The 22,645-nt window shown below is 71.0% G+C and carries 20 protein-coding genes; 8 read left to right on the forward strand and 12 right to left on the reverse strand.

Features of this window, described 5'->3' with window-relative positions:
• Positions 1 to 563: 563 nt before the first annotated feature.
• From MED15_RS24450 to MED15_RS24460, 3 genes are all read right to left on the reverse strand, one after another.
• Complete coding sequence (locus MED15_RS24450) at positions 564 to 1,484, reverse strand: ATP-grasp domain-containing protein (RefSeq protein ID WP_112737070.1); 921 nt, start codon at positions 1,482 to 1,484, stop codon at positions 564 to 566.
• Between the two features lie 13 nt (positions 1,485 to 1,497).
• A complete protein-coding gene (locus MED15_RS24455; RefSeq protein WP_091403682.1) occupies positions 1,498 to 1,833 on the reverse strand; it encodes a hypothetical protein in 336 nt (111 codons plus the stop codon).
• Between the two features lie 535 nt (positions 1,834 to 2,368).
• Positions 2,369 to 3,322, reverse strand: a complete 954-nt coding sequence (locus tag MED15_RS24460) for a heme o synthase (RefSeq protein WP_091403680.1) — start codon at positions 3,320 to 3,322, stop codon at positions 2,369 to 2,371.
• 266 nt (positions 3,323 to 3,588) lie between these two features.
• On the opposite strand from MED15_RS24460, the gene tkt reads away from it, so the two are divergent.
• The 6 genes from tkt (at position 3,589) to pgl (ending at position 12,130) form a co-directional block, all read left to right on the forward strand.
• Positions 3,589 to 5,727, forward strand: coding sequence for a transketolase (gene tkt / locus MED15_RS24465; RefSeq protein WP_112588338.1), 2,139 nt, complete (start codon positions 3,589 to 3,591; stop codon positions 5,725 to 5,727).
• A gap of 15 nt (positions 5,728 to 5,742) precedes the next feature.
• A complete protein-coding gene (gene tal / locus MED15_RS24470) occupies positions 5,743 to 6,921 on the forward strand; it encodes a transaldolase (RefSeq protein WP_112606085.1) in 1,179 nt (392 codons plus the stop codon).
• A 76-nt stretch (positions 6,922 to 6,997) separates the two neighbouring features.
• Positions 6,998 to 8,647, forward strand: a complete 1,650-nt coding sequence (locus MED15_RS24475) for a glucose-6-phosphate isomerase (RefSeq protein WP_112588342.1) — start codon at positions 6,998 to 7,000, stop codon at positions 8,645 to 8,647.
• A 2-nt stretch (positions 8,648 to 8,649) separates the two neighbouring features.
• The gene (gene zwf / locus MED15_RS24480) at positions 8,650 to 10,203 is read left to right on the forward strand and encodes a glucose-6-phosphate dehydrogenase (RefSeq protein WP_112588343.1); all 1,554 of its coding nucleotides are present in this window, start codon (positions 8,650 to 8,652) and stop codon (positions 10,201 to 10,203) included.
• Positions 10,200 to 11,216 (forward strand): glucose-6-phosphate dehydrogenase assembly protein OpcA, encoded by a 1,017-nt coding sequence (locus tag MED15_RS24485; RefSeq protein WP_112588345.1) that lies wholly within the window; start codon positions 10,200 to 10,202, stop codon positions 11,214 to 11,216. Before zwf ends, MED15_RS24485 begins: the two co-directional genes overlap by 4 nt.
• 143 nt (positions 11,217 to 11,359) lie before the next feature.
• A complete protein-coding gene (pgl, locus tag MED15_RS24490; protein ID WP_112588347.1) occupies positions 11,360 to 12,130 on the forward strand; it encodes a 6-phosphogluconolactonase in 771 nt (256 codons plus the stop codon).
• Positions 12,131 to 12,147: 17 nt separating this feature from the next.
• On the opposite strand, the gene MED15_RS24495 is transcribed toward pgl, so the two are convergent.
• The 8 genes from MED15_RS24495 to rapZ all read right to left on the reverse strand — a co-directional run bounded on the left by MED15_RS24495 (position 12,148) and on the right by rapZ (position 19,281).
• On the reverse strand, positions 12,148 to 12,489 hold the full coding sequence (locus MED15_RS24495; protein ID WP_091403668.1) for an RNA polymerase-binding protein RbpA: 342 nt from the start codon (positions 12,487 to 12,489) through the stop codon (positions 12,148 to 12,150).
• 140 nt (positions 12,490 to 12,629) lie between these two features.
• Positions 12,630 to 12,890, reverse strand: coding sequence for a preprotein translocase subunit SecG (secG, locus tag MED15_RS24500; RefSeq protein WP_030337344.1), 261 nt, complete (start codon positions 12,888 to 12,890; stop codon positions 12,630 to 12,632).
• A 96-nt stretch (positions 12,891 to 12,986) separates the two neighbouring features.
• A complete protein-coding gene (gene tpiA, locus MED15_RS24505) occupies positions 12,987 to 13,778 on the reverse strand; it encodes a triose-phosphate isomerase (protein WP_112588351.1) in 792 nt (263 codons plus the stop codon).
• Positions 13,779 to 14,978: a phosphoglycerate kinase gene (locus MED15_RS24510; protein WP_112737071.1), complete on the reverse strand. Its 1,200-nt coding sequence runs from the start codon at positions 14,976 to 14,978 to the stop codon at positions 13,779 to 13,781.
• Positions 14,975 to 15,979, reverse strand: a complete 1,005-nt coding sequence (gene gap, locus MED15_RS24515) for a type I glyceraldehyde-3-phosphate dehydrogenase (RefSeq protein ID WP_091403662.1) — start codon at positions 15,977 to 15,979, stop codon at positions 14,975 to 14,977. The genes MED15_RS24510 and gap overlap by 4 nt, the downstream gene beginning before the upstream one ends.
• Before the next feature lie 267 nt (positions 15,980 to 16,246).
• Entirely contained in the window at positions 16,247 to 17,227 is a 981-nt protein-coding gene (gene whiA, locus MED15_RS24520; RefSeq protein ID WP_091403660.1) for a DNA-binding protein WhiA, read from the reverse strand.
• A gap of 54 nt (positions 17,228 to 17,281) precedes the next feature.
• Positions 17,282 to 18,412: a gluconeogenesis factor YvcK family protein gene (locus tag MED15_RS24525; protein ID WP_112737072.1), complete on the reverse strand. Its 1,131-nt coding sequence runs from the start codon at positions 18,410 to 18,412 to the stop codon at positions 17,282 to 17,284.
• The gene (rapZ, locus tag MED15_RS24530; protein WP_112588408.1) at positions 18,409 to 19,281 is read right to left on the reverse strand and encodes an RNase adapter RapZ; all 873 of its coding nucleotides are present in this window, start codon (positions 19,279 to 19,281) and stop codon (positions 18,409 to 18,411) included. The genes MED15_RS24525 and rapZ overlap by 4 nt, the downstream gene beginning before the upstream one ends.
• Positions 19,282 to 19,562: 281 nt before the next feature.
• Between rapZ and MED15_RS24535 the strand changes: the two genes are divergently transcribed.
• Positions 19,563 to 19,907, forward strand: a complete 345-nt coding sequence (locus MED15_RS24535; protein ID WP_091403656.1) for a hypothetical protein — start codon at positions 19,563 to 19,565, stop codon at positions 19,905 to 19,907.
• A gap of 76 nt (positions 19,908 to 19,983) precedes the next feature.
• Positions 19,984 to 21,828 carry a DNA helicase RecQ gene (gene recQ / locus MED15_RS24540; protein WP_112700332.1) on the forward strand — a complete coding sequence of 615 codons (1,845 nt, stop codon included), beginning with the start codon at positions 19,984 to 19,986 and terminating at the stop codon, positions 21,826 to 21,828.
• Positions 21,829 to 21,895: 67 nt separating this feature from the next.
• On the opposite strand, the gene MED15_RS24545 is transcribed toward recQ, so the two are convergent.
• Entirely contained in the window at positions 21,896 to 22,555 is a 660-nt protein-coding gene (locus MED15_RS24545) for a C39 family peptidase (RefSeq protein WP_112726833.1), read from the reverse strand.
• Positions 22,556 to 22,645: the final 90 nt, after the last annotated feature.

The raw sequence follows: 22,645 nt of genomic DNA on the forward strand, positions 1-22,645 counted from the left end.
CAAGATCTCCGCAACTCCCCCGATGTTGCTGCCTCCGACACGCGGGAGACAGCAACATCCCTGATGTTGCTCGGATCTTGACGACGAACCCCGCCCCCGAGGAGACCGGACCCCGGTTTGGCCGCCCACTGCCACCAAGATCGCACTCGAACCAGGATGTAGTGGCCACGGAACGCCAGGAAGCCACTACAACCAGGATGTTGCGCGATCTTGCCGGCAACAGCGGGCGGACGGCGGCGCGGGCGGCCAGCGGCGCGGGCGGACGGCGGCACGGACGCACGGCGGCACGGACGCACGGCGGCACGGACGCACGGCGGCACGGACGCACGGACGCACGGACGCACGGACGCACGGACGCACGGACGCACGGACGCACGGACGCACGGACGCACGGACGCACGGCGGCACGGACGCACGGCGGCACGGACGCACGGCGGCACGGACGCACGGCGGCACGGACGCACGGCGGCACGGGCGGCAAGCGGCACCGGACACATGGAGGCCGGCGGCGCGGAGGCACGGCGGCGCGGGCGGCCGTCGGGGGGTTGCTCTTGTTGTGGGGGTCAGGTGGTGCGGGCCAGGTGGGTGGTGATCGCGGTGGCGAGGCGGTCGGGGGCTCCGTCCGCGTACCCGATGAAGAGCGACGGCTCGGTCAGCTCCAGCTCGACCAGAACCGGTTCGCCGTCCGGGCCGGGGATCAGGTCGACCCGGGCGTAGAGCAGCTGTCGGGTGCCGCCGGGCACCGTCGCGAGGGTCTGCTCGGCCACCGCCAGCTGTTCGGGGCGGGCGGTGCGGGGGGTGATCTCTTCGGCCTTGTAGAGCCCGTCGGTGCCGAGGTCCGGCCCGGACAGCATCGGACCCTTGCGGATCGCGTGGCTGAACGCGAGCCCGTCCGGGCCGGCCAGGAAGAGCAGGGCCGTCTCGCCCTCGGTGTCGACGGCCCGCAGGTACGGCTGGACCATGGTGACCCGGCCGGCCTCGGAGAGCCGGCGAACGTGTGCGGCGGCCAGGTCCCGGTGCTCCGGGTCGGCCAGGTCGTACCGGCCGGTGTCCTGGCTGCCGGCGCTGGCCGCGGGCTTGAGCACGTACTCGCCGGTCTCGGCGGGCAGCTGCCAGCTCTCCCCCGGCTCGATCCACGACGTCGGCACGGTTGGCACCCCGGCGGCGCTCAGTTCGGCGAGGTAGCGCTTGTCGGTGTTCCAGCGGACCACGTCCGCGGGGTTGACCAGCCTCGGCACTGTGGCCGCCCAGGACACGAACTCGTCGCGGCGTAGCGCGTAGTCCCAGGGTGAGCGGAGCACGACCAGGTCGTAGGACGACCAGTCGACGTCGGGGTCGTCCCAGACGACGGACTCGACGGCGACGCCACGGGCGGCGAGCGGGGCCAGGACCAGCCGGTCGTCCGGGTCGAGGTCGGCCAGGTCTGAGCAGGTGACGAGAGCGACCCGGGGTTCCCCCCGGGTCGACTGGTGATATGTGGTCAATTCAGCTGTCTGTTCAGCGGGCCATCGTGCGCCGGGCCATCGACCGCCAGAGGTCGTTGCTCGGACGCATCTGGTCCATCAGTTCACGCTCCCAGGCGTTCTCGACGGTGACTCCCGCCTTGGCGCACGCCTCCCGGGCGGTGACGGTGTCGTCGGCGAACTGGTCGCCCCACTCGCCGTCGGAACCCACCAGGACGATCCGCGCGCCACGCTTGCCGACGTACTCGATGACCGCCTTCGCGCCGCCGTGTCCGGCCGCGAACGCCTTGAGGCCCGCGACCAGGCCCTGGGGCGCCTGCTCGCCGGCGGTCTGCTCGGCCGTCAGCGTCGTATCGGAACCATCTGCCATGACGCGAAGCCTAAGCAGAGTTGCACCCTGTCGCGCGAGAACCATGAACCTTTTGTGATGCCAATTACCTACAGGTTTAAGGACGACCACAGGTTGACTGTCCGTTTATTTACCGACTTTTGCGCTCAAAGCACGTCGGGAAATCGCCTCCGAACCGACCCAGGTTGAGCCGATCCGACTCATGCTGAAAGTTACCCTGATGTGACATTAAACCCGGACAACTCATCCACGTCCATGATTAGTCAGTAGATCATCGGCGCCATTCCCCGCCGGGCAGGGCCACGGCGCGACAACTGACGCACGACGCGAGGGCCGCCGAGCCGCAGCGCGCAAGAAAGCCGCGGTGCCCCAGGGAGCCCGGTGCCCAAGAGAGCCCGATGCCAAGGAAGCCGCGGTGCCCAAAAGAACGCGGTGCCCAAGGGAGCCCGGCCCAGGGCGCCCGGTGCCCAAGGGAGCCGACAGCCAGCGGAAGACGGCGGGCGGAGACCACTGCCTTGGACGCGAAGGGGCACAGAGCCGGGCAGCGCGGGAGGGGTCAGATCAGCGCGTCGAGCGCGACGGCCACGAAGACGATCGTCAGGTACGTCGTCGACCAGTGGAACAGTCGCATCGGCTTGACCGCCTCGCCGCGCGTCGCGCGCCGGCAGAGTCGGTGTGCCTCGACCACGAAGATGGCACCCACCACCAGGGTCGGCACCCCGTAGATCGCGCTGAGCCCCAGCGGCCAGACGGCCAGGGAGGTGAGCACGGTGAGCCACGCGAAGATCAGGATCTCGGCGTTCACCCGGCGGATCGAGGCCACCACCGGCAGCATCGGGATGCCAGCCCGGGCGTAGTCGTCCTTGTACTTCATGGCGAGCGGGTAGAAGTGCGGCATCTGCCAGAAGAAGACCACCGCGAAGAGCCCCCAGGCGGCCGGCGCCAGCGAGCCGGTCACTGCCGCCCACCCGATCAGCACCGGTGCCGCCCCGCAGGCGCCGCCCCAGAAGGTGTTCGTCGGGGTGGAACGCTTGAGCCACAGGGTGTAGACGAGGTCGTAGTAGGCGATCGCGGCGAGGGTCAGCCCCGCGGCCAGCAGGTTGGTGAACGCCGCCATCAGGGCCACTGACACCGCCGCCAGCACCAGACCGAAGATCAGTGCGCTTCGCGGCGACACGGTGTGTGCCGGCAGCGGCCGACGCTTGGTGCGTCGCATCAGCTGGTCGATGTCGCGGTCGATGTAGCAGTTGAGGACGCTGGCCGCGCCGGCGGCGAGCGAGCCGCCGATCAGCACGATGGCCATCAGCCACAGCGACGGCAGCCCACCCTCGGCGAGCATCATCGCCGGGACGGTGGTGACCAGCAGCAACTCGACGATCCGCGGCTTGGTGAGCGCCACGTACGCCGAGAGGACTGCGCGTACGTCCCGCCGGGCCACCGGGCCCTCGGCCGCCCGCGCCGGGTGTGGCCCGGCCGGGTTGCTCGCGGGGCGCTCGGTGATCATGCTCACGGATTGCCACCTTCCGGCATCGGGCACGGGGAGATCGGATCGGTCGGGACCACTCGGGTCCGCATACCGCCCCACACACTACGCGTCGTCGTTTTGGCTGCCCGGCCGACCCGACAACGGTGCGGGCCGTCACACCACCGGGTTGAACCGAGCATCCGGATGGTCACGTAGCGCACACCATGCGCAGATCCCCGGGCGCACGTTTAGGGACGCTCGATAAGGTCATCGGTGAGGGTTCCGCCCATCTGCCGAGGAGCACAACCATCGTGGCTGTTAAACGACCCGAGCACTCCGCACTGAACTGGTCCGACCTCGATCGCCGGGCCGTAGACACCGTCCGCGTGCTGGCCATGGACGCCGTAGAGAAATCCGGCAACGGTCACCCGGGCACCGCGATGAGCCTCGCGCCCGCGGCGTACCTCCTCTTCAACCGCGTCATGCGGCACAACCCGGCCGACCCGAACTGGCCCGGCCGCGACCGGTTCGTGCTCTCCGCCGGGCACTCCAGCCTGACGCTCTACATCCAGCTGTTCCTCTCCGGTTACCCGCTGAGCCTGGACGACCTCAAGTCGCTGCGGCAGTGGGGCTCGCAGACGCCGGGGCACCCCGAGCACGGGCACACGCCAGGCGTGGAGACCACCACCGGCCCGCTCGGGCAGGGTCTGGGCAACGCGGTCGGCATGGCCATGGCGGCGCGCCGCGAGCGCGGCCTGTTCGACCCCGAGTCCGAGCTCGGTGCGTCCGTCTTCGACCACGACATCTGGTGCATCGTCTCCGACGGTGACATCGAGGAGGGCATCAGCCACGAGGCCAGCGCCCTCGCCGGGCACCAGCAGCTGGGCAACCTCACGGTGATCTACGACGACAACGAGATCTCCATCGAGGACGACACCCGGATCGCCAAGAGCGAGGACGTCGCCGCCCGCTACGAGGCGTACGGCTGGCACGTGCAGACCGTCGACTGGCGCAGCGGCGACGCCGACCAGGGCGACTACCACGAGGACGCCGAGGCGCTGTACGCGGCGCTGGTGGCCGCCAAGGCGGAGACCGGCCGCCCCTCCTTCATCGCGCTGCGCACCATCATCGGCTGGCCCGCGCCCAACAAGCAGAACACCGGCAAGATCCACGGCTCGGCGCTCGGCGCCGACGAGGTGAAGGCCACCAAGCGGATCCTCGACTTCGACCCGGAGCAGACCTTCCAGGTCGACGAGGAGGTGCTCAGCCACGCCCGCACGGTGATGGGCCGCGGCTCCGACGCCCAGCAGGAGTGGACCACCGCGTTCGACGCCTGGAAGAAGGCCAACCCGGAGCGCACCGCGCTCTACGAGCGGCTGGCTGGTCACGTACTCCCCGACGGCTGGACCGACGCGTTGCCGGTCTTTCCCGCGGACGCCAAGGGGGTGGCCACCCGGGCCGCCTCCGGCAAGGTGCTGGAGGCGCTCGCGCCGGTGCTCCCGGAGCTGTGGGGCGGCTCGGCCGACCTGGCCGAGAGCAACAACACCACCATGAAGGGCGAGCCGTCGTTCATTCCGGCCGCGCACGCCACCAAGGACTTCCCGGGCCACGAGTACGGCCGCACGCTGCACTTCGGCATCCGTGAGCACGCCATGGGCGCGATCCTCAACGGCATCGCCCTGCACGGTGGCACCCGCCCGTACGGCGGCACGTTCCTGGTCTTCAGCGACTACATGCGCCCGTCGGTGCGGCTGGCCGCGCTGATGAAGCTGCCGGTGACCTACGTCTGGACGCACGACTCGATCGGCCTCGGCGAGGACGGCCCGACCCACCAGCCGGTGGAGCACCTGACCGCGCTGCGCGCCATCCCGGGCCTGGACGTGGTCCGTCCGGCGGACGCCAACGAGACCGCCTGGGCCTGGCGGCAGGCGCTGGAGCACACCGACCGGCCGACCGCGCTGGCGCTGAGCCGTCAACCGCTGCCGACCATGGACCGCGACGTCCTGGGCGGCGCGGAGGGCGTGGCCAAGGGCGGCTACGTGCTGGCCGAGGCGTCCAACGGCAAGCCTCAGGTGATCATCGTCGGCACCGGTTCCGAGGTGCAGCTCTGCCTGACCGCCCGGGAGCGGCTGGAGGCCGACGGCACCCCGACCCGGGTCGTGTCGATGCCCTGCCAGGAATGGTTCTACGAGCAGGACGAGGCGTACCGGGAGTCGGTGCTCCCCCGCGGGGTAAAGGCACGGGTGAGCGTGGAGGCGGGCATCGCGATGTCCTGGCGCGGGATCGTCGGTGACCTGGGCGAGAGCGTGAGCCTGGAGCACTACGGAGCGAGCGCCCCGCACACCGTGCTCTTCGAGCAGTTCGGGTTCACCCCCGACCGGATCGTGGCGGCAGCGCACGCCTCGCTGGCCCGGGTGGGCGACATCACCGGTTTCACGACCGGCAACTGAGGGAGCGTGGATGGCATGACGGACAAGTTGAATGAGCTCACCGCCGCGGGTGTGGCGGTCTGGCTCGACGATCTTTCCCGGGTGCGTTTGAGCTCCGGCGGGCTGGACCAGCTGCGCCGCGAGAAGCACGTGGCCGGCGTCACCACCAACCCGACGATCTTCGCCAAGGCGCTGAGCGACGCCGACGAGTACAACTGGCAGCTGCACGACCTCGCCACCCGTGGCGTCGAGGTCGAGGAGTCGGTGCGCATGCTCACCACGTACGACGTGCGATGGGCCTGCGACGTGATGCGCCCGTCGTACGACGGCAGCGACGGTGTCGACGGCCGGGTCTCGATCGAGGTGGACCCCCGGCTGGCCCACGAGAGCGACCGGACGGTGGCCGAGGCCAAGGCCCTGTGGTGGCTGGTGGACCGCCCCAACCTCTACATCAAGATCCCGGCCACCGAGGCCGGCCTCCCGGCGATCACCGCCACCCTGGCCGAGGGGATCAGCGTCAACGTCACGCTGATCTTCGGCCTGGACCGCTACTCGGCGGTCATGGAGGCGTTCCTCGCCGGTCTGGAGCAGGCCAAGGCGAACGGCCACGACCTGTCCAAGATCGGCTCGGTGGCGTCGTTCTTCGTCTCCCGGGTCGACTCCGAGGTCGACAAGAGGCTCGAAAAGGTTGGCTCCGACCAGGCGAAGGCGCTGAAGGGCAAGGCCGCGGTCGCGAACGCCCAGCTGGCGTACGAGCGCTACACCGAGGTCTTCTCCTCCGACCGCTGGAAGGCGCTCGCCGCCGCCGGCGCGCACCCGCAGCGGCCGCTGTGGGCGTCCACCTCGACGAAGAACCCGGACTACCGGGACGTCATCTACGTCGAGGAGCTGATCGCCCCCGGCACTGTCAACACCATGCCCGAGTCGGTCATCCACGCGTACGCCGATCACGGCGAGACCCGAGGCGACACCATCACCGGCGCCTACGACGCGGCCCGGAAGGTCTTCGCCGACCTGGAGTCGGTCGGGGTGGACATGGACGACGTGATCGTCACCCTGGAGCGCGAGGGCGTGGAGAAGTTCGAGGCCAGCTGGCAGGAGCTGCTCGACGGGGTCCGCAAGTCGCTGGAGGCCGCGGCGAAGGGCAAGGGTGCCCCGAACAAGGCCGCCAAGGGCAACGCCAAGGCCGCCGAGAAGGCCGGTGGTAACGCATGAGCGAGCGCAGCGAGCGAATCAGCAAGCTCAGTGCGAAGGTGCCTCATGACGGCACGCAGCGAAGCGGAGTGACGGCATGAGCGACCTACTTAGTGGGCCGGTGGAGGCAGCCGCCGGGCTCGCCGTGTACGGCGCGGACGCGGTCGACAAGGCCGCGCCCGCCTCGACCCGGGACGCGCTGGTCAAGGCCGGCGTCCCGGGCAAGCTGGCGGGCAAGGACGCGAGTCTGTGGGGTCCGGACGCTGAGGCCGAGGCGAAGATCCGGCTGGGCTGGGTGGACACCCACCGGCGCAGCCGTGAGCTGCTCGTCCAGTTGGCCGAGCTGACCGCTGAGCTGGCCGACCTGGATCATGTGGTGCTCGCCGGCATGGGCGGCTCGTCGCTCGCGCCCGAGGTGATCACCCGGACGCTGGGTCGCCCGTTGACGGTGCTGGACACCACCGACCCGGGCCAGGTCCGGGCGGCGCTCGGTGACCGGCTGGAGCGCACCGTCGTGGTGGTGGCTAGCAAGTCCGGGTCGACGGTGGAGACCGACAGCCACCGGCGCGCGTACTGGCAGGCGTTCCTGGACGCCGGGATGACCGAGGCGGAGGCCGGCCGGCACTTCGTCATCGTCACCGACCCGGGTTCGCCGCTGGAGGCCACCGCGGTCGAGATGGGCGCGTTCACCGTGATCGCCGACCCGAACGTCGGCGGCCGGTACTCGGCGCTCACCGCGTTCGGTCTGGTGCCCTCGGCGCTGGCCGGGGTCGAGGTCGCGGAACTGCTCGACCAGGCCGACGCGCTGGCCACGTCGCTCGGCGCGGACCAGAACAACCCGGCGCTGGCGTTGGGCGCCGCCCTGGGCGCCGCGGCCACGCTGGCCCGGGACAAGGTCGCCCTGGTCTCCGACGGCACCGGCATCGACGGGCTCGGCGACTGGGCCGAGCAGCTGATCGCCGAGTCGACCGGCAAGGCCGGGGTGGGCATCCTCCCGGTGGTCGTGGAGTCTCCGCAGAGCCCCGGCGCCACCGGCGCGGACGTGCTGACCGTCAGCTACGGCGGCGCGCTGGCCCCCGGCGACATGCCGGGCGGCGGGGCCAACCCGGACGTGGCCGTCAACGGCCCGCTGGGCGCGCAGTTCCTGGCCTGGGAGTACGCCACCGCGGTGGCCGGCGTGGTGCTCGGCATCGACCCGTTCAACCAGCCGAACGTCACCGAGTCCAAGGAGAACACCAACAAGATCCTGGCCTCGGGCCTGCCGGCGGAGACGCCGTCGTTCACCGAGGGCGCGATCGAGGTGTACGCCCCGCAGGGCGCCCCCGGAGACCTGGCCGGTGCGCTGCGCTGGCTGCTCGACGGGCTGGGCGACGACGGTTACCTCGCGGTGATGGCGTACCTCGACCGGTTCGCCGACGCCGACACGGCCCAGCTGCGGTCGCTGCTGGCTCAGGCGAGCGGCCGACCGGTCACCTTCGGCTGGGGTCCGCGCTTCCTGCACTCGACGGGCCAGTACCACAAGGGCGGCCCGCAGGTGGGCAGCTACCTCCAGGTGACCGGCGCGGTCGCCGAGGACCTGGCGGTGCCGGGCAAGCCGTACACCTTCGGTGAGTTGCAGGCGGCGCAGGCCGCCGGTGACCGGCAGGCTCTCGCCGGTCGGGAGCGGCCGGTGCTGCGGTTGCACCTGACCGACCGGGCCGCCGGTGTCGCCCAACTACTGGACGCGGCCGGTGATCTGCGGGCGTGAGGATGGACGACGTGACTGAAGCGGAGCGAGGAGGCGGTTCGGTGAACCCGCTGCGCGACCCGCAGGACCGCCGGCTGCCCCGGATCCCGGAGCCCTGCGCTCTGGTGATCTTCGGGGTGACCGGCGACCTGGCCCGCAAGAAGCTGCTCCCCGCGGTCTACGACCTGGCCAACCGGGGGCTGTTGCCGCCGGGCTTCGTGGTGCTCGGTTTCGCGCGCCGCGACTGGGGTGACGGCGACTTCGAGACGTTGGCCTGCGAGGCTGCCCGCAAGCACGCCCGCACCCCGTGGCGCGACGAGGTGTGGGCGCGGCTGGCCGGCAACATCAAGTTCGTCGGCGGGTCGTTCGACGACGACGCCGCCTTCGACTCCCTCGCCTCGACGCTTGACGATCTGCGTCAGACCCACGGCATCACCGGCAACGCGGCGTTCTACTTCTCCATCCCGCCGGCCGCGTTCCCCGTCGTGCTCAAGCAGCTGGCCCGCACCGGGATGGCCGACAACGACAAGTCCGGCGGTTGGCGCCGGGTCGTCGTGGAGAAGCCGTTCGGCAACGACCTGCCCTCGGCGAAGGCGCTCAACGACCTCGTCGACGACGTGTTCACCCGGCAGGACGTCTTCCGGATCGACCACTACCTGGGCAAGGAGACGGTTCAGAACATCCTCGCCCTGCGGTTCGCCAACAACCTGTTCGAGCCGCTGTGGAACTCCAAGTACGTCGACTCGGTGCAGATCACGATGGCGGAGGACGTCGGCATCGGCACCCGCGCCGGCTTCTACGACACCGTCGGCACCGCCCGCGACGTGCTGCAGAACCACCTTCTCCAACTCCTCGCCCTGGTGGCGATGGAGGAGCCGACCAGCTTCGACGCCGACGAGATCCGGACCGAGAAGCTGAAGGTGCTCAAGGCCATCACCCTGCCCAAGGACGTCGCCCGGGACACCGTGCGCGGTCAGTACCTGCCGGGCTGGGTCGGCGGTGAACGCGCTGTCGGTTACCTGGATGAGCGGGACGTCCCCGCCGGCTCCACCACCGAGACGTACGTGGCGGTGCGGTTGGGCATCCAGAACCGCCGCTGGGCGGAGGTGCCGTTCTACATCCGGGCCGGCAAGCGGCTGCCCCGGCGGGTCACCGAGGTCGCCATCATCTTCAAGAAGGCGCCGCACCTGCCGTTCAACGACGCCGACATGGAGTCGCTGGGCAACAACCAGCTGGTCATCCGGGTGCAGCCGGACGAGGGCGTGGTGCTCAAGTTCGGTTCGAAGGTGCCGGGCACGACCATGGAGGTCCGCGACATCGCGATGGACTTCCAGTACGGCGAGGCGTTCACCGAGTCCAGCCCCGAGGCGTACGAGCGTCTGGTGCTGGACGTGCTGATCGGCGACCGCACCCTGTTCCCGGACGCGGCCGAGGTCGAGCAGAGCTGGCAGGTGATCGACCCCCTGGAGCACGCCTGGGAGGGCACCACCCCGGAGCCGTACCGGGCCGGAGAGTGGGGCCCCCGGGCCTCCGACGAGATGCTGGCCCGCGAGGGCCGCGCCTGGAGACGAGCATGATCGGGCTGTGGGACACCACCGGCAACGAGGTGGTCAAGGCGCTCGCCGCCGAGCGGCGCAGCGCCGGCGGGGTGGCCAGCGGCATGGCGCTCACCCTCATCGTGGTCGTGGACGAGAAGCGGGTCCGGGAGGCGGAGGCCGCGGCGACGATCGCCGCCGCCGCGCACCCGTGTCGGCTCGTGGTGGTGGTCCGCTCGGAGATCGAGCGGGACCGCAACCGACTGGACGCGGAGATCGTGGTCGGGGGCCGGCTCGGCCCGTGCGAGGCGGTGGTCACCCGGATGTACGGCCGGTTGTCCCTGCACGCCGAGTCGGTAGTGATGCCGCTGCTCGTTCCCGACGTACCGGTTGTCACCTGGTGGCACGGTGAGCCACCGGCGGAGATCGCCACCGACTTCCTCGGGGTGGTGGCCGACCGGAGGATCACCGACTCCGCGCAGGCCGCCGACCCGGTGGAGGCGCTGCGGCAGCGTGCCCGTGACTACGCCCCGGGCGACACCGACCTGGCGTGGACCCGGATCACCCCGTGGCGCACCCTGGTCGCCGGGGCGTTCGACACCACCAGCGCGAAGGTCACCGAGGCGACCATCGTCGCCCCTCCCACCGACCCGACGGCGGCGCTGATGGCCGGTTGGCTGTCCAGCCGGCTCGGCATCACCCCACGCCGGGTGGACAGCAACGAGTTCCCTCGGATGCGGGAGGTGCAGCTCAGCTGCGCCAACGGCGACCAGCTGACGCTGACCCGCGAGGACAGCCTGGCCGTGTTCCGGCGGACGGGCCAGGACGACCGGGCCCTGCCGCTGGTGCGCCGCCCGCTCGGCGACGAGCTGGCCGAGGAGCTGCGCCGGCTGGACGCCGACCAGGTGTACGCGGAGGCGCTGGGCGCGACGGTCGGGCTGCGAGGGCTGGAGCAGCGCCCCGCGCAGCGGGTCCACGTCTGGAAGGATCCGGCCACCGCGCAGCGCGCCGAGGCCGGCGTGACCGCGCACGTCGGCACGAGCGGCGAGGGCTGAGCCCAGCCGGGGCACAACGTCGGGCAGGGCCGGTACGCACCGGCCCTGCCCCGCAATCTCCGGGGTTTTCGCCCCACCACCTCGGGCACACCGCCCCGGGCACGACAGCGACCGCCTCGCGGTCGGGAAACGAAGGCGTAACCATGAGTGAGGCGAGTGTCGCCGTCCACGCCGACGCCGACCTGCTGGCGCAGGCCGTGGCGGCCCGGTTGCTGGTGAAGCTGCTTGACGCCCAGGCCGACCGGGGCGAAGCCTCGGTGGTGCTCACCGGAGGTCGGGTCGCTGCGGCCGTGTACCGGGCGGTGGCGACGCTGCCGGCCCGCGACGCGGTGGACTGGTCCCGGGTCGACGTGTGGTGGGGCGACGAACGGTTCCTGCCCGCCGGTGACCCGGACCGCAACGAGACGCAGGCGCGGGCCGCCCTGCTGGACGTGGTGCCACTGGATCCGGCCCGGGTACACGCGATGCCGGCCTCGGACGGCCCGGCCGGCAACGACCCCGAGGCGGCGGCTGCCGCGTACGCGGAGGAGCTGGTCCGCGCCGCCCGGCCCGGGCACGCCACCCTGCCGCACTTCGACGTGCTGATGCTGGGCGTCGGCGAGGACGGCCACGTGGCCTCGGTCTTCCCCGAGCACCCGGTGGGCTACGAGACCCGGCCGGTCAGCGCGGTGCGGGGCAGCCCCAAGCCGCCGCCGACGCGGACCACCCTCACCCTGGCGGCGATCAACACCGCCGAGGAGGTCTGGCTGGTGGCGGCTGGCGCAGACAAGGCTCGCGCGGTGGGTATGGCGTTGGCCGGCGCCGGCCCGGTGCAGTTGCCGGCGGCGGGCGTGCACGGCGTGAACCGCACCCGCTGGCTGCTGGACCGGGCGGCCGCAGCCGACGTACCTGTCCGACTGCGCAGCCTGCGTTGAGCGCGGGGAGGAGCCCGCTACTCGCCGCGTCGGCGGCGTAGTGCGGCGAGCGCCTCGGCGAGCAGGGCCTCCCCCTCCTCGGCGGTGCGCCGCTCCTTCACGTACGCCAGGTGGCTCTTGTACGGTTCGGCGCGGACCCGACCCGGCGGGTTCTGGGCGTCCCGACCGGCGGGTAGGCCACAGCGGGGGCAGTCCCACAGGGGTGGCGGTTCGACGTCCGCGGCGATCCGGATGTCGACCCGGTGGTCGTTACGGCACCAGTAGCTGACGTCCTGTCGGGGGGCGGGTTGGTGCCGCTCGTCCGGGCGCATCGGTGCGGACCCGACCCGGGCTCCCCGGATAACGTTGCCATTCGGCACGGCTGCTCGCTCCTGTCGTCGGAGGGGACCCGCCGTCTTCGGGGGTGGAGCGGCGGGCGACGCGGTGCAGCGGAGAAAAGCCTGCGCGCGGCCCGTCGAGTGACGAACCGCGCGCAGATTGTACGACTTACTGAGCCTGCTCAGGCGCCGCTGTTCATTTGGAGGCGCAGCCAAAGCCCGAGGCCGACGATCGCGGCGAACCAGACGACGCTCACCAGAACGGTGTAGCGGTCCAGGTTCTTCTCCGCGACCGAGGAGCCGGCGAGGCTGGAGCTGACGCCACCGCCGAACATGCTCGACAGACCGCCACCCTTGCCGCGGTGCAGCAGGATCAGCAGGGTGAGCAGAATGCTCGTGATGACCAGCAACACGATCAACGTGTATGCGAACCAGATCGGCATGGCTGGGGTCAGTTCCTCTCGTAGCGATCCTCGCCCGGTCTGATCGGGCACGGCGGCACCGACCGGCGGACGGGCGGTGTCAAGGATACCGAGCGATCAGCGGGCGAGGTGCTCCGGGAACCGGCAGATCTGAGCGAATTCCTCGGCGTCCAGGCTGGCGCCCCCCACCAGGCCCCCGTCCACGTCCGATTGGGCCATGATCGAGGCGATGTTGGACGCCTTGACCGAGCCGCCGTAGAGAACCCGAACCTGGTCGGCGGTCTCCTGGTCGAAGCGTTCCGCCAGTCGCTGACGCACCGCCCCGCAGACCTCCTGGGCGTCGTCCGGGGTCGCGGTCTTGCCCGTGCCGATCGCCCAGACCGGCTCGTACGCGATCACGACCTGCCGCACCTGCTCGGGGGTGAGCCCGGCGAGGCCTCCGTCGAGCTGGTCGGAGCAGTGCGCCACGTGGGTGCCCTGCTCGCGGACGTCCAGCCCCTCCCCCACGCACAGGATCGGCGTCAGGCCGTGCGTCAGCGCCGCCTTGACCTTGGCGTTGACCAGCACGTCGTCCTCGTGGTGGTAGGCCCGCCGCTCGGAGTGCCCGACCACCACGTACGTGCAGCCGAGCTTGGCCAGCAGCGGCCCGGAGATGTCCCCGGTGTACGCGCCGGACGCGTGCGGGGACAGGTCCTGTGCGCCGTAGCCGATCAGCAGCTTGTCCCCGTCCACCGCGGTCTGCACGGTGCGCAGGTCGGTGAAGGGCGGCAGCACGACCGTCTCGACGTCGGTGAGCTGCTTCTCGGTGAGGCTCGCCGCCAGCTTCTGCACCAGCAGGTTGGCCTCGAGGTGGTTGAGGTTCATCTTCCAGTTGCCGGCCATCAGCGGCCGGCGGGTGGTGCTCGACATTCAGTTCTCCAGGGCCGCGATGCCGGGGAGGGTCTTGCCCTCGAGGTATTCCAGGGAGGCGCCACCACCGGTGGAGATGTGCCCGAAGGACGACTCGTCCAGCCCCAACGCACGGACCGCGGCTGCACTGTCACCGCCGCCGACGACGCTGAACGCGTCGGCCTTGGTGATCGCCTCGGCGATCCCCCGGGTGCCCGCCGCGAAGGCCGGCATCTCGAACACGCCCATCGGACCGTTCCAGAAGATCGTCTTCGCCTGGGACAGCGCGGCGCTGAAGCCGGCCACCGTCTCCGGGCCGACATCCAGGCCGAGCCGGTGGCTCGGGATGCCGTCGACCCGCACCGTGTCGTGCGCCGCGTCCGGAGCGAACGCGTCCGCGACCACCACGTCGACCGGCAGCATGATCTTGCCGCCGGACCGCTCCAGCAGGTTGCGGCAGGTGTCGACCATGTCCTTCTCCAGCAGCGAGGTGCCCACCTCCAGGCCCTGGGCCTTGAGGAAGGTGAAGCACATCCCGCCACCGATGAGCAGCCGGTCGACAGTGGGCAGCAGAGCCTCGATCACGGCAAGCTTGTCGGACACCTTCGACCCACCGAGCACCACCACGTACGGGCGTTCGGGGTCACCGGTGAGCTTGGAAAGCACCTCGACCTCACGCAGCACCAGCCGGCCCGCGACGTGCGGCAACCGGGCCGGCACGTCGAAGACACTGGCGTGCTTGCGGTGCACGGCACCGAACGCGTCGTCCACGTACGCGTCGCCGAACGCGGCCAGCTGGTCGGCGAAGGCACCCCGCTCGGCCTCGTCCTTGCTGGTCTCACCGGCGTTGAAACGCAGGTTCTCCAGAAGGGCGACCTGACCGTCGGCCAGGTCGGCGACTGTGGAGCGGGCGGAATCACCGACGGTGTCGGTGGCGAAGTGCACCGGCGCGCCGAGCAGCTCACCGAGCCGCCCGGCGACCGGACCCAGGCTGAACTGCGGGTCCGGAGCGCCCTTCGGGCGGCCCAGGTGCGAGCAGACGACCACCTTCGCGCCGGCCTCGACCAGCGCGCCGAGAGTCGGCAGCACCGCGCGGATCCGGCCGTCATCCGTGATGGCACCGGTCTGCTTGTCGAGCGGGACGTTCAGGTCGGCGCGCACCAGCACGCGCCGACCCGACACCCTCTCGGCGAGCAGGTCGTCGAGGGTCCGGATGCTCACAGCGACGAACCGACCAGCTTGACGAGGTCGACCAGGCGGTTGGAGTAGCCCCACTCGTTGTCGTACCAGCCGACGACCTTGACCTGGTTGCCGACAACCTTGGTCAGCGGCGCGTCGAAGATGCACGACGCCGGGTCGGTCACGATGTCGGTGGAGACGATCGGGTCCTCGTTGTAGACCAGGATGCCCTTGAGCGGGCCGTCCGCGGCGGCCTTCAGCGCGGCGTTGACCTCGTCCACGGTGGTCTCGCGACCAACGTTGACGGTGAGGTCGGTGACCGAGCCGGTCGGGATCGGCACCCGCAGGGCGTACCCGTCGAGCTTGCCCTTGAGGTCCGGCAGGACCAGGCCGATCGCCTTGGCGGCGCCGGTCGAGGTCGGCACGATGTTCAGCGCGGCGGCCCGGGCACGACGCAGGTCCGAGTGCGGCGCGTCCTGAAGGTTCTGGTCCTGGGTGTACGCGTGGATCGTCGTCATCAGACCGTGCTGGATGCCGAACGTGTCGTGCAGGACCTTCGCCATCGGGGCGAGGCAGTTGGTGGTGCACGAGGCGTTGGAGATGATGGTGTGCTTCGCCGGGTCGTAGGTGTCGTGGTTGACACCCATGACGACGGTGACGTCCTCGTTCTTCGCCGGGGCGGAGATGATGACCTTCTTGGCCCCACCGTCGACGTGCGCCTTGGCCTTGGTGGCGTCGGTGAAGAAGCCGGTCGACTCGATGACGACGTCGGCGCCGACCTCGCCCCACGGCAGCTTCGACGGGTCCTTCTCGGCGTACGCCTTGATGGTCCTGCCACCGACGGTGATCTCGTCGGCGGTGGCCTTGACCTCGTACGGCAGGCGACCGAGGATGCTGTCGTACTTGAGCAGGTGGGCAAGCGTGGCGTTGTCGGTCAGGTCGTTCACCGCCACGACCTCGATGTCGGCGTCAGACGCCAGCACTGCCCGGAAGAAGTTACGGCCGATTCGGCCGAAGCCGTTGATGCCAACCCGGATGGTCACAGGTCCCATCTCCTCGCGTTCTGGTCCGCCGGCTTCAGACAACGGGCCGGCGGGAATGGTGTGCGCCGACCGTTGGAGCCGGCCGTCGACGGTTCATCTCGGCCACCCCGCCGCGCGGTCTGAGGACCTGACCGCCCGAGGCGGTGGGGCACGACGAGGAGTGCCGGTGTCGGCCCCCTTGCCGTACGCAGCGACCCTATCCGAGCGTGCGAGACCACGCTGCGCCGGGTCGTGCTCCCGGGCGCACCGTGCGGCCCCACCGTCCTATCAGACCACGAGCATGTCGGGCGTGACGGCTGCTTCCGTATCCGGGATGCCAAGATCGCGGGCCCGCTTGTCGGCCAGCGCCAGGAGCCGGCGGATCCGCCCCGCGATGGCGTCCTTGGTCAGCGGGGGGTCGGCCAGGGCCCCCAACTCCTCCAGCGACGCCTGCCGGTGCTCCAGACGCAGCCGACCGGCGTCGGTCAGGTGGTTGGGCGCCTCGTCGGCGAGGATCTCCAGCGCACGGGTGACCCGGGCGGCCGCGGCGACCGCCGCCCGCGCCGAGCGGCGCAGGTTGGCGTCGTCGAAGTTGGCGAGCCGGTTGGCGGTGGCCCGCACCTCACGGCGTACCCGACGCTCCTCCCAGGCCAGCACGCTGGAGTGCGCGCCGATCCGGGTGAGCAGCGCGGCGATCGCGTCACCGTCCTTGACGACCACCCGGTCCACCCCGCGTACCTCACGGTTCTTCGCGGTGATGCCGATCCGGCGGGCCGCGCCGACCAGCGCCAGCGCCGACTCCGGCCCCGGGCAGGTGATCTCCAGCGCGCTGGAGCGGCCCGGCTCGGTGAGCGAACCGTGGGCCATGAACGCGCCCCGCCACGCGGCGACCGCGCAGCAGACGTTGGCCGCCACCACGTGCGGGGGCAGCCCACGCACCGGGCGACCCCGCACGTCGAGCAGGCCGGTCTGCCGTGCCAGGGCCTCGCCGTCCTTGACCACCCGCACGATGAAGTGGCTGCCCTTGCGCAGCCCACCGGAGGCCAGCACGTGGATCTCGCTGGGGTAGCCGTAGACCTCGGCGATCTCCCGGCGTAGCCGCCGAGCCACCGCCCCGGTGTCCAGTTCAGCCTCCACCACCACGCGGCCGGAGACGATGTGCAGCCCGCCGGCGAAGCGCAGCAGCGCGGCCATCTCCGCCCGCCGGCAGCAGGGCTTGGGCACGTCGACCCGACTCAGCTCGTCCTTGACCGCGGCCGTCATCGCCATTGTGCGTCCCCTCACGGACCTGTTCCGGCGTGTCGCCGGAGATTACGTACGTGTCTAACGATCGGCGCCCAGGACAGGCACCAGCGCGGCGCCCAGGGCAGCCGGATCATGGCGGGGAGTCCCGTCGACAACGGCGACGGGGGCGAGGACCAGGCGGGCACCCAGCGATTCTGCCGCACGTTCGACCGGTTCGGGGTCACCCACCGCCTTGGCATCGGCGAGCACAAGATCGACCTTGAGTTCGGGCAGGTACCAGTGCAGCGCCGCGAGATGATCGGCGACGGAGAGCCCGAGGGTCTCCTTCTCGGCGGCGAGGTTCAGCGTGACCAGCCGCCGGGCCGAGGTGGACACGATCGCGTCGGCCAACTGCGGCACCAGCAGGTGCGGAAGCACACTCGTGTACCAGCTGCCCGGCCCGAAGATCAACCAATCGGCCGCCCGGATCGCCTCGATGGCCTCGGCGCACGCCGGTGGGGCACTCGGGGTGAGGCGCAACGACTCGACCCGGCCGGTGGTGACGGCCACCTGGTGCTGGCCACTGACCGTGTGCACCTCGTCCGGGGCGGCCGGGTCGGCACCGCGTACCCGCGCCTCGATGCCGACCGGTTGGCGGGACATCGGCAACACCCGGCCCACCGCGCCGAGCATCGCGCCGGCGTGCTCCAGCGCGGCCACCGGGTCGCCGAGCAGCTCCATCAGGCCGCAGAGCACCAGGTTGCCCACCGCGTGCCCGGTCAGACCGTCGGTCCCGGCCGACGCCCCGTCGGTGCCGTGCGGGGCTGTGTCGGTGCCGTGCGGGGCCGCATCGGTGCCGCCCTGGGCTGTGTCCGTGCCGCGCGGGGCCGCGCCGTCCCGGTCCGGGTCGTCGCCCGCCGCCGGGCCCGGGCGGGTCGCGCCGGATCCGGCTACGCCCACCGGTACGGCGGCGAAGCGGTGCTGGAACAGCCCGGCGCTGCGCCGGGTGGCCGGGTGGTCCCCGGCCAACGCCACCAGCGCCTGGCGCAGATCTCCCGGCGGCAGGCCACCCCGCTCGGCCCGCAGCCGGCCACTGGAGCCGCCGTCGTCACCCACCGTGACCACCGCGGTGATATCGAGGTCGAGTTCGGGAGCGCAGTGGCGCAGCGCACGCAACGAGGCGGACAGGCCATGCCCGCCGCCGAACGCCACCACCCGCCGGGCCGTCATTCCCGCCCCAGGTCGCGGTGCTGGGCGTTCGCCGCCAACCCGGAGTGACGCAGTCGGCTGGCCAACTCCTCGGCGATGGCCACGCTGCGGTGCTTGCCGCCGGTGCAGCCCACGGCGACCGTGAGGTACCGCTTGCCCTCCCGCTCGAAGCCGGTCGTGGTGGCGTTGACCAGGTCGGCGTACGAGGCGACGAAGGCGTCCGCGCCCTCCTGACCCAGCACGTACGCGCTGACCGCCTCCTCCCGCCCGGTGTGCTCACGCAGCTCCGGAACCCAGTACGGGTTGGGCAGGAAACGGGCGTCCAACACGAAATCGGCGTCCGGTGGCAGGCCGTACTTGAAGCCGAACGACAACACAGTGACCCGCAGCCGGCGGGCGTCCTCGCCGCCGAACAGCTCCTCGATGCGGCGCCGGAGCTGGTTGACGTTCAGGTGGCTGGTGTCGATGATCACGTCGGCCTGGTCACGGGCCTCCTCCAGCAGGCCGCGCTCCACGGCGATGCCGTCGGCCAGCCGGCCGTCACCCTGCAACGGATGCGAACGCCGAACGCTCTCGAACCGCCGGATCAGCACCTCGTCGTCGGCGTCGACGAAGACCACCCGGGGCGAGAATCCGCGCTCCTTGAGCTCCCGGATCGCCCCGGCCAGGTCCGTGGAGAAGGCCCGCGACCGCACGTCCAGCACCATTGCGGTACGCCGGGCCGCTCCGCCCGCCTTGAACGCCAGCTCGGCCATGTCCAGCATCAGGGCCTGCGGCAGGTTGTCCACGACGTAGTAGCCGACGTTCTCCAACGCCCGGGCCACAGTGCTGCGGCCACCTCCGGAGAGGCCGGTGACCACCACGAGGGTGGTCTCCGACTCAGCCGCCATCTGCTCGTCACCGGCATCCGGGCCGTCGATCCGGTCACCGGCTGTGCGCGCCTCGCTCACCCGTACCCCCAAGCCGTGGCGCCGCGGCCGCCCTCGGCCGCGATTGGTCAATCAGCGACTCTATCCCGCCGCCGGGTCGCGGCCCGGCACCCGTGGCCGGGCGGCGGCCGCGGACCGCTTCGAGGTCGCCCTCCCGACATCCCGCACGCTTGATGACGATCAGTAGTTGTCAATATGCTCAACGTGATCGTCGCAGGTCAGACCGACATCTGGAGGGTGCGATGCACGACCTGGCGGACAAGAACAAGTACGTCGGCTTCCTGTTCATGCGAATCAGCCCCGAGTACTTCGCCCTCGGCCGCGAGGGCATCCACGAGATCTCCGCCGAGCACGCCCGCGACCTGGGCCGCTTCGCCAAGCAGCTCACCCACGTCGTCTGCACCGGGGTGAACGGCAAGTACGACCAGGTCACCATGGTCGAGGCCGACACCCTCGAGGAGATCAACGCGGCGGCCACCGCCTTCCGCATGGGCAACAAGGCCCGCTACATCGAGATCGTCGACATCGTGGTCGGGATGAAGGCCCCGCCGCGCGGCCTGGCCAACCGGTCCAGCCAGCCCGGCTGACCGCGTCGCCCGTCCGGTCCACCCGACCCGGGTGCGCCGGACGGGCGCCGTCGGGGTTGGCTCGTAGACTCCCCGGATGGCTTCTCCCACCGACCTGCGTACCGCCTCCGACGCCCTGGCCGTGCTGGGCCGGGTCTTCGGCTACGACGCGTTCCGTGGTTTCCAGCAGGACGTGATCGACCATGTGGTCGCCGGCGGCGACGCGCTGGTGCTGATGCCCACCGGTGGTGGCAAGTCCCTGTGCTACCAGATCCCGGCCCTGGTCCGCGACGGGGTCGCCGTCGTCGTGTCCCCACTGATCGCGCTCATGCAGGACCAGGTGGACGCCCTCACCGCGGTCGGCGTACGCGCCGGGTTCCTCAACTCGACCCAGACCCTGGACGCCCGGCGACGGGTGGAGGCCGCCTTCGTCGCCGGCGAACTGGACCTGCTCTACCTGGCCCCGGAGGCGCTCGGCGTCCGATCCACCCTCGCCCTGCTCGACCGGGGTCGCATCTCCCTGTTCGCGATCGACGAGGCGCACTGCGTGTCCCAGTGGGGGCACGACTTCCGCCCCGACTACCTCGCGCTCTCGATGCTGCACGAGCGCTGGCCGCAGGTGCCCCGCATCGCCCTGACCGCCACCGCGACCAGCGCCACCCGCACCGAGATCGCGACCCGGCTCAAACTCGACGACGCCCGGCACTTCGTGGCCAGCTTCGACCGGCCCAACATCCAGTACCGGATCGTGCCCAAGCGGGAGCCCCGCAAGCAGCTGCTGACCCTGCTGCGCGACGAGCACCCCGGCGACGCCGGCATCGTCTACTGCCTGTCCCGGGCCTCAGTCGACAAGACGGCGGAGTTCCTCACCGCCAACGGAGTCGCCGCGCTGCCGTACCACGCGGGGCTGGACGCGGGCACCCGTGCTCGCAACCAGCAGCGCTTCCTGCGGGAAGACGGCCTGGTCATGGTGGCCACCATCGCCTTCGGCATGGGCATCGACAAGCCCGACGTCCGGTTCGTCGCCCACCTCGACCTGCCCAAGTCCGTCGAGGGCTACTACCAGGAGACCGGCCGCGCCGGCCGTGACGGCCTGCCGTCCACCGCCTGGCTGGCGTACGGGCTTCAGGACGTGGTCCAGCAACGCAAGATGATCGAGACGTCCGACGGCGACCTCGCCCACCGCCGCAACCTGGCCGCGCACCTGGACGCGATGCTCGCCCTCTGCGAGACGGTGCGGTGCCGGCGGGTCCAACTGCTCGAATACTTCGGCGAGACGACGACGGCCGCCTGCGGCAACTGCGACACCTGCCTCACCCCACCAGAGTCCTGGGACGGCACCGTCGCCGCCCAGAAGTTGCTCTCCGCCGTCTTCCGCCTCGACCGCGAACGCAACCAGCGCTTCGGCGCCGGGCACTGCATCGACATCCTGCTCGGCAAGCAGAACGACAAGATCAGCCAGTACGGTCACGACTCGCTGACCGTCTTCGGCATCGGCTCCGAGCTCAGCGAGGCCGAGTGGCGGGGCGTGGTCCGGCAACTGCTCGCCGAAGGGCTCCTCGCGGTGGAGGGCGACTACGGCACGCTGGCGCTGACCGAGGCGAGCGCCGACGTCCTCGCTCGCCGCCGTACGGTCACCATGCGCCGCGAGCCGGAGAAGCCGGCATCGAGCCGCTCATCGAAGCCGCGCGGCTCGTCCACCGTCGTGGCCGAGCTGACCCCGGCCGCCGCATCGCTGTTCGAGCGGCTGCGCGCCTGGCGCGCGACCACCGCCAAGGAGCAGGGCGTCCCGGCGTACGTCATCTTCCACGACGCCACGCTGCGACAGATCGCCAGCGACGCGCCCAGCACCCTGGCCGACCTGTCCCGGGTCAGCGGAGTCGGCGAGAACAAACTCGCCAAGTACGGCGAGCAGATCCTGACCGTCCTCGCCACTGACTGAGGTCATGCCGAAGGGCCGGGCCCCGTGGTGGGGTCCGGCCCTTCGGTGTGTGCGGGTGGTGTGTGGGTCAGCTGGTGGCGTAGCCGCGGGTGGCGATCCAGTCGGCGAGGTGCTCGACGGTGACCTCGTAGGAGGCGGTGTTCGCATCGGCGGAGTCGGCGATCTTCACCACGTTCCCGCCGTCGCGGTAACCCACGACGCTGATGTAGTGCCCGCCCTCGAAGGAGTGCACGCCGCCGTCGGTGTCGACGCTGGTGCCGGCGATGTTCGCCACCACGGCCCGGCCGTCGTCCACGGTCTTGACGATGTCAGCGCGCAGCCGGTCGGTCTGCTTACCGTCAGCGTTGGGGCTGGAGATCTCCACGCTGTGGTAGGCGTCGTTCTTACCGGTCTCCTTGTTCAGCACGGGGGTGATGTCGTTGATGGAGTTCGTGCCGGCCTCGGTGGTGCCCATCTCCTTGGCCATGGCGTCCACGCTGATCTCCTTGCCCTGCACCGACAGGGCGTTACGCGTGGCGGCCGGGCCGCAGTAGTAGAAGTTCGGCTGCGCCTCGTAGCGCACACCGAGCTGACGCTCACCGGCGGGCTTACGGTCGCTCTGCGTCTGGGAGGCCGGCTTGGCATCCGACGCGGCATACGCGGCGGTCACCGGCCCGGCGATAGCCCCACCGGTGAACGCGAGGCCAGCAGCGGTCAGAGCGGTCTTACGGATCAGATCGGTACGCATGATGGCGTGCTCCTCTGCATCGGGGGTGCCCGCACGGCAGTACAGGGGGGTGCGTGCCGTGCGGGGGAAGCTTTTGCCCGGTGACCCGCA

This window comes from Micromonospora noduli, assembly GCF_003264475.1.
Classification (GTDB): Bacteria; Actinomycetota; Actinomycetes; order Mycobacteriales; family Micromonosporaceae; genus Micromonospora; species Micromonospora noduli.

Coding starts and splice junctions, on each gene's coding strand:
- whiA (WP_091403660.1), bottom strand. CDS start 17,227: ATGGCGATGACGGCCGCGGTCAAGGACGAGCTGAGTCGGGTCGACGTG.
- MED15_RS24545 (WP_112726833.1), bottom strand. CDS start 22,555: ATGCGTACCGATCTGATCCGTAAGACCGCTCTGACCGCTGCTGGCCTC.
- MED15_RS24455 (WP_091403682.1), bottom strand. CDS start 1,833: ATGGCAGATGGTTCCGATACGACGCTGACGGCCGAGCAGACCGCCGGC.
- rapZ (WP_112588408.1), bottom strand. CDS start 19,281: ATGGCGGCTGAGTCGGAGACCACCCTCGTGGTGGTCACCGGCCTCTCC.
- zwf (WP_112588343.1), top strand. CDS start 8,650: ATGGACGACGTGACTGAAGCGGAGCGAGGAGGCGGTTCGGTGAACCCG.
- tpiA (WP_112588351.1), bottom strand. CDS start 13,778: ATGTCGAGCACCACCCGCCGGCCGCTGATGGCCGGCAACTGGAAGATG.
- secG (WP_030337344.1), bottom strand. CDS start 12,890: ATGCCGATCTGGTTCGCATACACGTTGATCGTGTTGCTGGTCATCACG.
- tal (WP_112606085.1), top strand. CDS start 5,743: ATGACGGACAAGTTGAATGAGCTCACCGCCGCGGGTGTGGCGGTCTGG.
- MED15_RS24525 (WP_112737072.1), bottom strand. CDS start 18,412: ATGACGGCCCGGCGGGTGGTGGCGTTCGGCGGCGGGCATGGCCTGTCC.
- pgl (WP_112588347.1), top strand. CDS start 11,360: ATGAGTGAGGCGAGTGTCGCCGTCCACGCCGACGCCGACCTGCTGGCG.
- MED15_RS24475 (WP_112588342.1), top strand. CDS start 6,998: ATGAGCGACCTACTTAGTGGGCCGGTGGAGGCAGCCGCCGGGCTCGCC.
- MED15_RS24535 (WP_091403656.1), top strand. CDS start 19,563: ATGCACGACCTGGCGGACAAGAACAAGTACGTCGGCTTCCTGTTCATG.
- MED15_RS24485 (WP_112588345.1), top strand. CDS start 10,200: ATGATCGGGCTGTGGGACACCACCGGCAACGAGGTGGTCAAGGCGCTC.
- recQ (WP_112700332.1), top strand. CDS start 19,984: ATGGCTTCTCCCACCGACCTGCGTACCGCCTCCGACGCCCTGGCCGTG.